Consider the following 12644-nt stretch of genomic DNA (forward strand, 5'->3'; position numbering starts at 1 on the left):
ACAGAAAGAATCCAACCAACTGCCGAGCAAAAGAACATGATCAGAATCGCAAAACCATCCGACCTCAAAGACATCGCCCGACTCAGTCAAATCCTACAGAAAATGCATGCGGATAATTTTCCTGCATTTTTCAAAGCGACGCCGGATGACGCTGCATTCTGCGCGTGGTTTAAGAACGTTATTGAAGAACCTGAGTCTCTGGTTCTGGTGGCAACGGATTCCGACACCATGGTCGGCTACCTCTATGCCAAGGAGGAGCGAAAAAGTGAATCATGGGTCACCTGAAATTATCACAGCTTCCTGCTGCATCACATCGTGATCGATCCTCTGTCTCGAAATAAGCGATACGGACGGGTATTCGGACACCTCGACACTCCTATTGGCCCTTACCCTGAAAATAGGTATTGCCACGGCGCACGGAATCAACTTCATGGATCTCATCCCCACGCAGGCCGATCCCCTTTCCTGTCAGGCATTGCAGATCCTAAAGCTGTCCAAAGGCGAGATGTTCACCCAACAAAGCAACGAGAAATACCAAACGGAATTCATCAGCTTCAGCGACAACCTTGAAACAACCTACAACCTGACCGATCCCACGAAATGGAAGCTGCTCGATGGTTCGCCGGCGGCGCGCTTTTCGGGCCGGCTGATTGGAGGTTGCATCGATGTCATAGGAAACTTGGCGGGAACACCGTATGGCGACATGGCGCACTTCAGCGACACGTTCCGGCAGGACGGCATCATCGTCTATCTCGAAAACTGCGAACTATCCCCCTGTGCCCTGACCCGCGCCTTGCGGCAACTGCGCATGGCGGGTTGGTTTAATGATGCAACCGGAATTGTTTTCGGAAGAAACAGCGGCCCAGACGCCAGCGACGCATCCGGCCTCAGCTACCTCGAAGCCATCGAGCATTGCACAAAGGGATTGAATATCCCGATTGTCTACGATGCCGATATCGGCCATAAACCTCCCAACATGACGCTGATTAACGGGGCACTAGCCGAGTTGATGGTCGACAATGGAAAGGCGACACTCACTCAGTCGCTTGTTTAGCAGCAACAGAAATTGGCGCGGTAGGCGCGATGAGAGCTGACAGCCGCAGTTTTGCCCCGCAACCGCAGTTTGCAGCACCAACTTTATACCACACCTGTTTAGGTGTGGTATTCATCGCTCAAAGCTCTGGTGGCGGAAATCCTTTTTGAAATATCGGATCAACCCGTTGAACCCTCGCAGCTTATGTTGGATATTATCCTGCCCTAGCCTTGACACCGAGGAAATGTTTACATATTCATGTATACGTAATCAGGAGCCCCGAAATGGATAAAGTATTTTCAGCACGGATCGACGAATCGGTCGCGGCTCGCATCAACAGCCTGGCGCGCCAGTTGCACAGCACTAAGAAGCAAGTGGTGGAACGGGCGGTCGAACTCTATGCCGCCAAAGTAGAACATGAAGAGGAGTCAGGATTCCTCGACCAATCGTTTGGAGCATGGAAACGCGACGAGAGCTCCCAGGAATCCGTTGAAGCTGCGCGGACGGCTTTTCGCGCTTCCTTTGAAAGGATGCGTTAATGAAAGCATTCATCGATGCCGACGTCCTGATCTGGCATTTGCGGGGCGAACGCAAAGCCATCAACTACCTGCGCAAGATGGTGAACGATCCGGCCATGGAACTATGGACCGGCGCCATGCAGCGGGCGGAAGTGGTCTTCTTCATGCGTCCCAACGAAGAGGAGCTGACGATGCTGCTGCTGTCCCAGTTTAAAACCGCCGTTGTCGACCAGAGCATTGTCGATGAAGCCGGCCGGCTATTCAGGACATGGAATCCCAGCCATGGCGTCGACCCGAATGATGCCCTCCTCGCCGCAACCGCGCTTGTGAACGGCGGTCAGATCCATACACTCAACAAAAAGCACTACCCCATGAAGGACGTGGTGGTGAACAAGGCGTGGTAAAGCAGTCGTAGACGGAGCTTCCAGCTCCGTTGGTTTGGGTAACACGTGTTAATGAATCAAACGGGGCTGGAAGCTCCATCTACGAAGGAAGAATCATGATCAATAAAGACAAAGCCCTCTCCCACCTGCTCGATCTGCTTGCCGTTCCCGGCCCTACGGGGCAGGAAAGCCAAGTGGTTGAAGCCATCACGAAAAAACTGATCGCCGCCGGATGCAAGAAGGCGTGGATCAAAACCGACGACGCGCACAAGCGGCTCGGTGAAGGGTTCGAGATCGGCAACTTGATCGTGAAACTGCCGGGAACCATTAAGGGAGCCACGCGCATCATGTTTTCAGCACACATGGATACGGTGCCGCTATGCAAGGGCGCGGTGCCGATGGTGAAAGGCGGACGCATCGTCGCCAAAGGCAACACCGGGCTCGGAGGCGACGACCGCTCCGGCTGCGCGGCCATCGTGACGTTGGCCGAGACCCTGCTCAAAAACAAAATCCCCCACCCGCCAATCACCCTGCTTTTCCCTATTGCCGAAGAGAATGGACTGCACGGCTCGCGCATGGTGCGCTTCAAAGATTTGGGCAACCCGGCGATGGGCTTCAACCTCGACGGGCAGGAGCCGAACGAAATCGTCATCGGCGCAATGAGCGCCGTCCGCTGGCAGGCGGAGATCAAAGGCATCTCCACCCACGCCGGCCTCGAACCGCACAAGGGCATCTCCGCCGGACTCATCGCCTCCAAGGCAATGGCCACGATTGCAGAGAAGGGTTACTTCGGAAAAATCATCAAAGGCAACCGCGTCGGCACGTCCAACCTTGGCTCCATGAGAGGCGGCGAAACCAACAACCAGGTGATGGACATCGCCGTTATGACCGGCGAGTGCCGCAGCCACAGCCCGGCGTTCCTCGAACAGATCGTGAAGGTCTACAAAACCAGTTTCGAGCAAGCCGCCAAAAGCGTCACCAACGACAAAAGCAAATGCGGCAAGGTTAAGTTCAGCACCATCAGCGACTACCGCGCCTTCCGGCTCAAAAAGTCAGAACCGTGCGTCAAGATTGCCAGCAAGGCCGTCGAAGCGGTCGACAAGAAACCCAACCCGCTCGTGATGGACGCCGGGCTCGACGCCAATAACTTTAACGAAAAAGGGCTCCCGACCGTCACCCTCGGCTGCGGCTCGCACAAGTTCCACCAGTTGGAAGAGTATGTGGACATCAAGGAATTCCACACCGCCTGCGATGTCCTGCTAAACATCGCGAACCTTTCTCGCGCATCAGCCTAAAGGCTGGACTACATGCCGTTAACCGACCCGGATGCGGGCGGTGTCTATGCGGTGGAAAAAGTTTTCCTCGCCGATCTTGTCGAAAAGGCCGGCGCGTTGGAGCAGCTGCCGAACCGGAGTCTTCATTTGGCAAAACAGCAGTTCCACATGGTTTTCCCGCAATATTGTAACCATCTCGCCCAGCATTTCCACGCCCGTCGCATCAATCGCGTTGATGCCCTGGCAGTCGATGGCGATGAACTCGGCCTCCTGAAACTTGCCGCAGGTGTCTAGCAACATGTCCTCGAAATAGGACACGTTCGCAAAGAAGAGGCGACCGTCGAAGCGGATCACCGGCATGCGGGGGTCGATCGCCAGATCATACCGGTCGTAGGTGCGGTATGAGCCGTCTTCGTGACGACCAAGCAGCGCGACGTTGGGCTTCATCGTCTGGAACAGGAAAATCACGATCGAAAGCGCCGCGCCGAGCAGGATGCCGTTTTGCAGCTGCGGCGCGAACAGCAAGGTGGCCGCAAACGTCAGCAACGCGACGAGGCCTTCCCATCGGCTAACTTTCCAATAGCTGAACAGCCGTTTGAAGTTCAGCAGTTTTACGACTGCCACAATAATGACGGCACCGAGCGTGGCCGTGGGCAGGCAGTAGATGGCGCCCGCAAGGAACATGAGAAAAAGGACCATAAACATTCCGGTGAACACGGCGCTGAGTCCCGTCTTTGCACCAGAGGCATAGTTGAGCGCAGTGCGCGACAAGGACCCGCTCACCGTATAGCCGCCGGTTAGGCCCGAGGAAACCGCGGCTAATCCCTGCCCAATCAGCTCCTGATTCAGGTCCAGCCTTTGCCGGCTTTGAACGGCGACGGCTTTAGCCACACCGCACATTTCCATGAAGCCGACGAAGGCAATGACGAACGCCCCCGGAAGCATCTTGCCAATCATCCCCCAATCAATATCGATTGAAACCGGCCGAGGCAGCCCCATTGGAATATGGCCCACCACACCAACCGAAGCGGCCATCCGTTCCGGATCGTGAAGCCCCAGCAAAGACACGCTCAAGGTTGCAAGGGCCACCACTACCAACGATGCGGGAAGCTTGGGCAGAAACCGCTTCACCAACACCAGCAATACAATCGATGCACAACCAAGCACCGCCGCCGTCAGATTCAACTCGCCCAGACGACAGAGCAGATCCCACAGGTTGCGCAAATACCAGCCGCCCTTGGCCATCTCCAGCCCGAACAGCTTGCTGACCTGAGATGAGGCGATCACCAGCACGCCCGCATGAACAAAACCATCAATGACAGGTTTCGAGAGAAAATTGGCCAACACGGCCAGCCGAGTGGCCCCGACGAACAGGCGGATGCATCCGACCATAACCGCCAGCAAGCCGGCCAACGCCACATACGTTGCGCTCTCCGGCACCGCCAACTGCATTAAAATGGTTCCCGTCAACAGCGAGGTCATCGCCACCGGCCCCGTCTGCAGATGGTGCGACGACCCCCACAACGCGCCGATCATCACCGGAATGCACGCCGCATAGAGCCCCACCACCGCCGGAAGGCCGGCGAGCTGGGCATACGCCATTGACTGCGGAATCAGCACCAGCGCCACCGTTAAGCCAGATACAAAGTCAGCACGGACATCGCCCTTGGCAAACCGCCAACTCAAAAATGGAAACAACCTCTTTAGCATCTAACGGCATCCTCGTGAAAAACAGTGTTTCACTCTGTTTAAAAAGCCCATTCCGTTCAAACCTAATCTGATGATTGATTCGGCCCGCGCTTATCCCTAGACTGCATCCTTATGAATACACAAATCAATCCGCTCACGCTCGATTCCGCCGTAGAAGCCGTCCAGAAAAAATGGCCGGACGCCAAACCCAAATGCGGACTGATCCTCGGCTCCGGCTGGGGCGAGGCCATTGCGGACCTCCAAGGCAAGGAACTGGCCTACGCCCAAATCCCCGGCTTTGGACAAACCGGCGTGATGGGACATGCCGGAAAACTACTCTCGACCGAGATCAGCGGCATGGAGGCCTTCATTTTTCAAGGCCGACGCCATTGGTACGAAGGCGAAGGCTGGACGCCGGTCATTCTGCCGGTCTATCTGCTCCACGCACTCGGCGCCGAAACCATCCTGCTCACCAACGCCTCCGGCGGCATCCGCGACGACCTCGGCCCCGGCTCGCTGATGGCCATCTCCGACCACATCAACATGCTCGGCTCCAACCCGCTTATCGGACCGTACAACCCGAGATTGGGCACGCGCTTCCCCGACCAGTCGGAAATCTACGCCAAACCGCTGCGCAAAAAACTGCTGCAAGCCGGCGCGGATGCGGAAGGCGTCTACATCGCCACCTCCGGCCCCACCTTCGAAACCCCGGCCGAGATTAATCAATACCGCGCCATGGGCGCCGACGCCGTCGGCATGTCGACCGTCCCTGAAGCGGTTGTGGCCAACGCGCTTGGCATGCGCGTGGCCGGCCTCTCCTGCATCTGCAACTGGGCGGCCGGCATCAGCCCCACCAAGCTCACCCACGAAGACGTCAACCAAACCGCCGCCGAAGCGATGCCCCGCATGAAAAAAACCATCACCCGATTCCTGGAAAAACTGGCCGGGGAAGCTTAAGGCAGAAAGATAGTAGGAGAAAGATGTGCCCATCATGGTGGATCAACATTCCGCGAAATCGCATTACATTTGAAACCTTACCCTCGGAATAATATTTCTGCCGTCAATTTTTCTGACTAAACGAAGGAAGCACCATGAAGCCACAACAACTGATAGAGATTGCATCTCAGGCGCTTGAAAACGCGCATGCGCCCTACTCCAACTACCGCGTTGGAGCGGCGCTGCTGTGCGCCGACGGAACCGTATTCCTCGGATGCAATGTGGAAAACGCGTCGTTCGGCCTAACCAACTGCGCGGAGCGCACGGCGGTCTTTTCAGCGGTGGCGGCGGGGCAAATCCAATTTACGGCCATCGCCATCGCAGCCTCCGGCGAGCCCGCTCCGTTTCCATGCGGCGCCTGCCGGCAGGTGCTGGTTGAATTCTGCGGACCAGACTTTCCCGTCTATGTGGCGCAAAAAGACGGCTTTGCCACCACCACGCTCGGCGAACTTCTGCCACACAGCTTTGATTTTAGAGCATCCAATGACTGACGGCAAACCCCTCTATCTCGTTCGCCACGCTAAATCTGACTGGCACACCGGCGTGGACGACTTTGACCGCCCGCTCAACAAACGCGGCCGACGCGACGCCCCGGAAATGGGCCGGCGCCTAAAAATGCGTGGCGTCGAACCGGACATCATGGTCTGCAGTCCGGCCAAGCGCGCCCTCGAAACCCTGGAGCTGCTCAATGTTCCGGCCCAAACGCTGGTGTATGACGAAACCATCTACGAAGCCTCTCTCAGCACTTTGCTGGAGATTGTGCAATCGCTGGACGACGGATTCGACTCGGCCATGCTCGTGGGCCACAACCCCGGCATGAGCTGGCTGGCCAGCCAGCTTTCGGGCGTACGAATTAAAAACATGCCCACCTGCAGCATTGCAGCGATCCGCCTCGACACCCACCGCTGGAAAGCGGCCGGCGTCTGCCCCGGCGAGCTGGCCGATTTCGACTATCCGAAGAAACCGTCCTAAACGCAGTGTTTTAGCCATAAATTTTCGCTAAATAAGGGTTGCGCACCGAATAGAGGCCGTGTAGTTTCTGCGACTGATTTTTTTAACCAGAGAATGGGAAGAGGTTTGACATGAGAATTAGAAGAGCAATGCGTAAGAAACCGCTTCGTCGCCCGGTCAAAAAGGCGCGTTTAAAGCGTCGCCGCCTGAGCGAACAGAAGAAGCGCCTCGTGGGCGCCGGCATCACTGAAGAGCAGCTGATCCACATGAACACCAAGCAGATCCACGCAGCGATCCGCGAAACCGGTGCTTAAGGCACGGGTTGTTATAGACTGAAAAACGCTCCGTTTGGAGCGTTTTTTATGTTTACAGACCTTTTGAGGGATAACGTTATGCGCAACATTGTACTGGTTGGGTTCATGGGTACCGGAAAAACCACCGTTGGGCGGCTGATTGCTGAAAAGACCGGCATGCCGCTCGTGGACATGGATTCCATGATCGTCAAGCGTGCGGGAAAAAGCATCAACGAAATCTTTGCTGAGGACGGCGAGCCTCACTTCCGGCTGCTCGAACGCGAGCTGGTGAAGGAGCTGTCTGCCCGCTCGGACCAGATTATCTCTACGGGAGGCGGCATTGTCCTGAATCCCGAAAACATTGCGGATTTTGAAGAAACCGGTCTGGTGGTTTGCCTGCTGGCCGATGCGGGAAGCGTGCTCGAGCGCGTGCGCCACGACTCCGCCCGCCCCCTGCTCGCCGGCGACAAAGAAGCCAAAGTCATCGCCCTGCTGGAATCGCGCAAACCGCTCTACGAAGCCATTGCCCACAAGATCGACACCAGTGGAAGGCCCTCCCCTGCACCCACCGCGCAGGAAATTATCGATCTGTACGAATCAAACAGTCGTTAGAAACGCCGATTTCATTGGGTCACTCGCTCAAAGCGTGGCGAAAACAACACACATTTTACACAATATCTTCGGTACAGATTACCGCTTCATACGTCCTACATTCCGCCCTGCTCAACGTGAAGGCATATCGCCAGCGTACGCCTAATGCTTAGAGACAGAAGGGTAGCGCGAACAGCGACACGCCAGCTTACGCGTATGATGGAGAAGGTGTAACGACGCCTCAGACGTCCCCTATCGCCTCTCAAGCCGTGCAGCGTACCGCCCACCGCACCGCGACAACTCCTGATCTGCACCAACACCCACAGTCCAGCGCACCGCCACTCCATAAGGAGTGGTTCATTCGTTGAGATGTGTGGAAACGTTAGGAAACAACACCACGATAGCACCAAGCAGCGCCCTGATGTGTTATTGTTGTATTATTCCAGCGTCCTGCTGTACGGTGTGAGAGCGCCCCGCCACAGGTTGGATGACACCCTGCCACCCTTAGAGCAGACGAAACGACCACCCTTCGCCAGCACAGGCCACCCCCACGGGGGGATTACCGCAGCCGTAGCGCTATATATACCACTCCGAAAATATGTGACAAATTTGTAGCAAGTGTTAACGCTGGTGTGCAGCGAAACGCCCAACCTACCGCCTCTCAGGCCGTGTGGCGTACCGCTCCAGCGCGCACCTCCAAGCGAATGGCCTCGGATTATGTGTAACATGTTGTTGTGTAGCGCTGTGCGGTGGTTTGAGTTTCTATCCCACAGTATAGAAGGAGGGATGGTGCCGCCAAGACACTCCGGAAACGCCCAACAGAACGCCCCGATAGGCGATGACGGAACACCTTGGCTTTTGGACACTTACCCTAACGCTCCGTATTAATGGAGTAGCCAGAATTTTCCTCTGAGAATCCTAAGTCACAATACTAAGGGAAAAGTGAAAACGCCACGCCCTCCACACATTCACACGCTCTGCTGCTCGTACCAGCAAATGATGAGCGACACCTTCCAGCCTCTGTGCTGCATACGACTGCCTAACGGTGGTGTACGACGTATGCAGCACAGAGGCTTTTTGCGTTCGCCCCCCTATAGCTACCCCTACACTAAGGGAATTCATATAGAAGATGAACGCGTAACGCCTGAACGCATAGGTCACCTACAGGGTACTAAGACCGATTCTCACGAAACCCCTGCAAACATTGACTGAAAGTGGTGTATGAAATTCGGCGCACCGCCCATTCCTAACGCCCACCTCTAAGACCAATTCCTGCCGTTTCGCAGTAAAGCACTGCAAACATTGGTCGCTAACACTTTCCGTCGCCTGATTCCTTGGGTTACGGCGTGGCGTGGCTCACCACGGGGACAACGAGCCAACCCTTTTAACAACCCCCAAAACAGCCTCGCAAGTGGCGATACAAGGAAACGAACAATGATGTATTATCAAATACTAAAATCCAAAGCCGTCACCGACTGCGACCACGTAGAGTGGAACCGTATGGTTGACGAGGTGTTCACCGACCTGATCGGCGGAAAGATCAAAGGTGTTCAGCTGCTCGACAGCAAGCGCACCGCATTGAGCTACACCCTCCTGCTTGCCCTTCGCCTGTACAAAAGGTTTCACGAAGGGACAGGGGGCTGCACGCTTGCCGACTTGGAGCTGCGCATTCCACGAAACAGCAACGCCTACGATGACGCAACGATCGCCAAGCGCTACCGTGCGGAGTGGTTCACCCGTCGCATCTGCAAGGGCTTCGTTCTCGATGGCCTTATCGCCTGCGGTTACCTGACCGAAGAGCGCGACGAACAGGAACAGCTTCAAGGGCACTTCCATGCCGACGCTCAGCGTCACGGAGAGCATCACGGAATGCTCACCCACAAGATAGCCCCTGCGTTCCTCACAGAGAAGTTGCTCGATAAGCTCGACCCCTTTGTCGAAACGCCATCCAAAGAGCTGCTGCTGACTGAGCGTGTCACTACATTCACCGTCTTTGAGTTGTTCCAGAAAGGTGGGCGCAGCGCCAAGCGTCTTGTGGACTATCGCGCCAACAGCATCACCCGTGGCTTTGAGAAGTTCTGCAAGAGTGTAAACAGCCGAATGGCAGCTGAAGGTGCCGATGTGCGCATCGCTTGGCGCTCCATCCCCAAAGACATAATCGTGTCGTTGTTGGCAAGGAATGAGAAGCTGCGCAAAACGTCCAGCTATAGACTCGACTCCATCCCGCAGGGACAGCTCAACACCTCAGTTCACATGTCTACCCGTAAAGGCCGACAGGACGAAGGTGGGCGGTTATTCGCAGGCGGTTACCAGAACATCAAGCGAGAGATTCGCCGTTAGCACCCCTCTCGCTAAAGCGTCACGGATCTTACTTAAAGATCCCAGCAACACGGTAGCACTCGCAATCGTACTGAAGCACGAGGAAAAGCAAGCAGCCATGCGGGCGATACACTAATGCAACGTGTCGCCTTCAGAAGTTGTGTATCTCACTCACAGCCAAAGGAGGTGGCGTTGCGTTGTCAAATTCTACTATTTAGTAAGAGTGGACACCGCTGAAACTAATTACTACAGTGCTTTTATGAAAATTTTACGCCTTAAAATTAATGAGATATTTGAACTAAACGGCGAAGCTCCTCCATCACTGGAAGGGATTGATGTTAATGCTCTTATCAAAATTGTTCTAAAGAAGTTCGGCTTTTTACCACAGCCGACTATTGTCTCAATTGAAGACGATGAAGTCGTGGTACAGTACCCTGAAGAATCTGATGTGGCGCAAGCTGAAGCCGAGCGCTTATCTGCAAGAGCTGCCAAACGGGCAGCGCAAGGTGACTATAAAAAAGCCATTGGGGTATACAAACGCGCCCTTGAACACCAACCATCTTTGCACGCTGCGCGGCGAGACCTCGCGATGGTCTATTATGAAATCGGGGACACCGAGAACGCGAGTAATCATCTTATCGAGGTGTTGCGTGCAACCCCTGACGATGTATGGAGTTTGGTCGTTCTGGCCAATCTTTATATTCAGCAAATAGGCAACATTGAAACAGGAAGAAAGCTTTTGCAAAAGGCCGCCCAGTTAGATCCAAATGATTCTTGGGCGCTTAATAGCTTGGCTGCTGTTGAGATGAAACAAGGGAGTCCTGAGAAAGCCATAGACCTATTTGAACAATCAATCGCTGCAAATCCGGAAAATGCAAACCCTTATTATGGGGAGGCGGTCGCCTTTGAGAGTATGGGAGAAAACGACAAAGCTCTCCGGGCGCTTTCTCGCCTGTTTGCAAAAGGGAAAATTCAGGACTCGCGATCAGAAGGATTGTTCAATGAAGCGAGAAGGATGTTTAAACAGTTCCAGTCAGAGCAGGCAATTCGGAACGAATCTGACGCTTTTAAATGTATTCAACGCTATAGGACATCGCTCGAATCATTATCTGGCTATCCAATTCGAATCCAAGAAACGGATTTTTCTGACAATGTGGGCGCTCGTATAGAAATGGCGTGGAGGCATGGACGGGAGTACCACCTTATTAATACACGAAGGGGCTTTCCAAAAGATTTGCTATCTCACTTAGAAGCGCATGAACTGACCCATTTGAAGTTTGAATCAGAGGCGAGGTCTATAGGTAAAAACTTATCGTTTGTCACATCTCAAAACACACGGGGCGTTGCAATTAATTCTATAAGTAATGAGATGTCAAAACTGGCGAAAAAAGGATACAGCGAACAATCTATTAGCCAAGCTGTAAGGGGAATGATTGATGGGCTTTGTGGGTTTTTGTATAATTGCCCTGTGGATATGTTGATAGAGCGCCATATTCATAAAGAATTCAACATTCTCCACCCCGCGCAATACCTTTCCACAAGTGTCTTGGCAGCTGAAGCATGGATCTCCTGCTCTGATCCAAAAATTCAAATCCTAACACCTCGAAAAATAATGCGTGCATCACTGGCTATGAACGGTGCATACAGCATATTTCTGGATGATCTGTTTCAAGGGGCTACAGCATTTTCAGAAAATTACAAGAAGACCGATGCGTTTGAAATGGCCCAGAAACTTTATAATCACTGGCAATCAAGGTCAGATAGCCTGACTCCAGGCGATGAATATGAACTGGTGGACGATTGGGCAGACATGCTCAAGTTGAAGGACTGGTACGAATGGCATTTAGATTCCGAAGAGCATGATATAACCGCAAAGCCAGTACTCGAAGGAACGACAAACCCTGAGCTTCTTAAAGAAAAGAATCCTGCCGCTGTTTTCTACTTTATGGATGTACTCCGTCGTTTTGACATGCTCACTAACGACAAGATTCGAGACATAGCCTTTGAAGTTGGCGTAGTTGGCATGAACGGGCTCGATTACTCCGACCCCGAAAAGAAATACAAACTCAAAGCACTACCAGATGAAACATTTTCGGGACTCTTTTTGATGTGTCTTATGTATGCAGGTTTCCAGCGGATTGCGCCCGGAGAAGATTGCGGGATGGATTTGCATGATGCTTATCTAACGGCATTACAGATGCATCAACACGGGGAATAGACATGGATTTGAATCAGTTAATTTCTAAACTTGTAGAATTTCGCGATGCAAGGGACTGGAAGCAATTCCACAAACCAAACCATCTTGCAACAGCCATATCTATAGAGGCTGCAGAGCTTCAGGAACATTTCCTTTGGAAATCCCCCGACGAGGTTGAGGGGAAGGTTGGCGATGAGCATAGTTGTAGTGAAGTTGCTGAAGAGTTGGCAGATATCTTAATGTTCTCCCTTCTTCTTGCGCACGAACTGAACGTAGATCCCATCGAAATTATCACCGATAAATTGAAAATAAATGAAATTAAATATCCCGTTGAAAAAGCGAGAGGGACAGCAACCAAATACACAGAACTCTAAGCATTTTGATCTGTAAAATTGGTGTT

14 protein-coding genes are annotated in these 12644 nt (G+C 53.6%); 13 read left to right on the forward strand and 1 reads right to left on the reverse strand.

Annotated elements, in window-relative coordinates:
* The first annotated feature begins 36 nt into the window (after window positions 1–36).
* The 5 genes from SCARR_RS09165 to SCARR_RS09185 all read left to right on the forward strand — a co-directional run bounded on the left by SCARR_RS09165 (window position 37) and on the right by SCARR_RS09185 (window position 3229).
* Window positions 37–285, forward strand: a complete 249-nt coding sequence (locus tag SCARR_RS09165) for a GNAT family N-acetyltransferase (protein ID WP_136061267.1) — start codon at window positions 37–39, stop codon at window positions 283–285.
* Between the two features lie 145 nt (window positions 286–430).
* Complete coding sequence (locus tag SCARR_RS09170; protein ID WP_168433164.1) at window positions 431–1054, forward strand: S66 peptidase family protein; 624 nt, start codon at window positions 431–433, stop codon at window positions 1052–1054.
* A gap of 263 nt (window positions 1055–1317) precedes the next feature.
* Window positions 1318–1572, forward strand: coding sequence for a ribbon-helix-helix protein, CopG family (locus SCARR_RS09175; RefSeq protein WP_136061271.1), 255 nt, complete (start codon window positions 1318–1320; stop codon window positions 1570–1572).
* Window positions 1572–1955, forward strand: a complete 384-nt coding sequence (locus SCARR_RS09180) for a PIN domain-containing protein (RefSeq protein WP_136061272.1) — start codon at window positions 1572–1574, stop codon at window positions 1953–1955. Before SCARR_RS09175 ends, SCARR_RS09180 begins: the two co-directional genes overlap by 1 nt.
* Window positions 1956–2050: 95 nt before the next feature.
* Window positions 2051–3229 carry a M20/M25/M40 family metallo-hydrolase gene (locus tag SCARR_RS09185; protein WP_136061274.1) on the forward strand — a complete coding sequence of 393 codons (1179 nt, stop codon included), beginning with the start codon at window positions 2051–2053 and terminating at the stop codon, window positions 3227–3229.
* An 18-nt stretch (window positions 3230–3247) separates the two neighbouring features.
* Here SCARR_RS09185 and SCARR_RS09190 read toward each other — a convergent pair whose 3' ends face one another.
* On the reverse strand, window positions 3248–4918 hold the full coding sequence (locus SCARR_RS09190) for a SulP family inorganic anion transporter (protein ID WP_136061276.1): 1671 nt from the start codon (window positions 4916–4918) through the stop codon (window positions 3248–3250).
* 111 nt (window positions 4919–5029) lie between these two features.
* Between SCARR_RS09190 and SCARR_RS09195 the strand changes: the two genes are divergently transcribed.
* From SCARR_RS09195 to SCARR_RS09230, 8 genes are all read left to right on the forward strand, one after another.
* Complete coding sequence (locus tag SCARR_RS09195; RefSeq protein WP_136061278.1) at window positions 5030–5854, forward strand: purine-nucleoside phosphorylase; 825 nt, start codon at window positions 5030–5032, stop codon at window positions 5852–5854.
* 134 nt (window positions 5855–5988) lie between these two features.
* Entirely contained in the window at window positions 5989–6384 is a 396-nt protein-coding gene (locus tag SCARR_RS09200) for a cytidine deaminase (RefSeq protein WP_136061280.1), read from the forward strand.
* The gene (locus SCARR_RS09205; RefSeq protein ID WP_168433165.1) at window positions 6377–6865 is read left to right on the forward strand and encodes a SixA phosphatase family protein; all 489 of its coding nucleotides are present in this window, start codon (window positions 6377–6379) and stop codon (window positions 6863–6865) included. The genes SCARR_RS09200 and SCARR_RS09205 overlap by 8 nt, the downstream gene beginning before the upstream one ends.
* A gap of 110 nt (window positions 6866–6975) precedes the next feature.
* Window positions 6976–7158, forward strand: a complete 183-nt coding sequence (locus SCARR_RS09210) for a hypothetical protein (RefSeq protein ID WP_136061284.1) — start codon at window positions 6976–6978, stop codon at window positions 7156–7158.
* A 48-nt stretch (window positions 7159–7206) separates the two neighbouring features.
* Complete coding sequence (locus SCARR_RS09215) at window positions 7207–7749, forward strand: shikimate kinase (protein WP_136061285.1); 543 nt, start codon at window positions 7207–7209, stop codon at window positions 7747–7749.
* Window positions 7750–9162: 1413 nt separating this feature from the next.
* The gene (locus SCARR_RS09220; RefSeq protein ID WP_136061287.1) at window positions 9163–10068 is read left to right on the forward strand and encodes a hypothetical protein; all 906 of its coding nucleotides are present in this window, start codon (window positions 9163–9165) and stop codon (window positions 10066–10068) included.
* A gap of 238 nt (window positions 10069–10306) precedes the next feature.
* A complete protein-coding gene (locus SCARR_RS09225) occupies window positions 10307–12265 on the forward strand; it encodes a tetratricopeptide repeat protein (protein ID WP_136061288.1) in 1959 nt (652 codons plus the stop codon).
* Between the two features lie 2 nt (window positions 12266–12267).
* Window positions 12268–12618 (forward strand): nucleotide pyrophosphohydrolase, encoded by a 351-nt coding sequence (locus tag SCARR_RS09230; protein WP_136061290.1) that lies wholly within the window; start codon window positions 12268–12270, stop codon window positions 12616–12618.
* The last annotated feature ends 26 nt before the right edge of the window (window positions 12619–12644 follow it).

It is taken from the genome of Pontiella sulfatireligans, from assembly GCF_900890705.1.
Lineage (GTDB): Bacteria > Verrucomicrobiota > Kiritimatiellia > Kiritimatiellales > Pontiellaceae > Pontiella > Pontiella sulfatireligans.

Excerpts from the sequence above, each read along its gene's own strand:
- SCARR_RS09200 (WP_136061280.1), top strand. The coding sequence starts at position 5,989 with ATGAAGCCACAACAACTGATAGAGATTGCATCTCAGGCGCTTGAAAAC.
- SCARR_RS09165 (WP_136061267.1), top strand. The coding sequence starts at position 37 with ATGATCAGAATCGCAAAACCATCCGACCTCAAAGACATCGCCCGACTC.
- SCARR_RS09195 (WP_136061278.1), top strand. The coding sequence starts at position 5,030 with ATGAATACACAAATCAATCCGCTCACGCTCGATTCCGCCGTAGAAGCC.
- SCARR_RS09220 (WP_136061287.1), top strand. The coding sequence starts at position 9,163 with ATGATGTATTATCAAATACTAAAATCCAAAGCCGTCACCGACTGCGAC.
- SCARR_RS09190 (WP_136061276.1), bottom strand. The coding sequence starts at position 4,918 with ATGCTAAAGAGGTTGTTTCCATTTTTGAGTTGGCGGTTTGCCAAGGGC.
- SCARR_RS09180 (WP_136061272.1), top strand. The coding sequence starts at position 1,572 with ATGAAAGCATTCATCGATGCCGACGTCCTGATCTGGCATTTGCGGGGC.
- SCARR_RS09230 (WP_136061290.1), top strand. The coding sequence starts at position 12,268 with ATGGATTTGAATCAGTTAATTTCTAAACTTGTAGAATTTCGCGATGCA.
- SCARR_RS09215 (WP_136061285.1), top strand. The coding sequence starts at position 7,207 with ATGTTTACAGACCTTTTGAGGGATAACGTTATGCGCAACATTGTACTG.
- SCARR_RS09225 (WP_136061288.1), top strand. The coding sequence starts at position 10,307 with ATGAAAATTTTACGCCTTAAAATTAATGAGATATTTGAACTAAACGGC.
- SCARR_RS09205 (WP_168433165.1), top strand. The coding sequence starts at position 6,377 with ATGACTGACGGCAAACCCCTCTATCTCGTTCGCCACGCTAAATCTGAC.
- SCARR_RS09210 (WP_136061284.1), top strand. The coding sequence starts at position 6,976 with ATGAGAATTAGAAGAGCAATGCGTAAGAAACCGCTTCGTCGCCCGGTC.
- SCARR_RS09175 (WP_136061271.1), top strand. The coding sequence starts at position 1,318 with ATGGATAAAGTATTTTCAGCACGGATCGACGAATCGGTCGCGGCTCGC.
- SCARR_RS09185 (WP_136061274.1), top strand. The coding sequence starts at position 2,051 with ATGATCAATAAAGACAAAGCCCTCTCCCACCTGCTCGATCTGCTTGCC.
- SCARR_RS09170 (WP_168433164.1), top strand. The coding sequence starts at position 431 with ATGGATCTCATCCCCACGCAGGCCGATCCCCTTTCCTGTCAGGCATTG.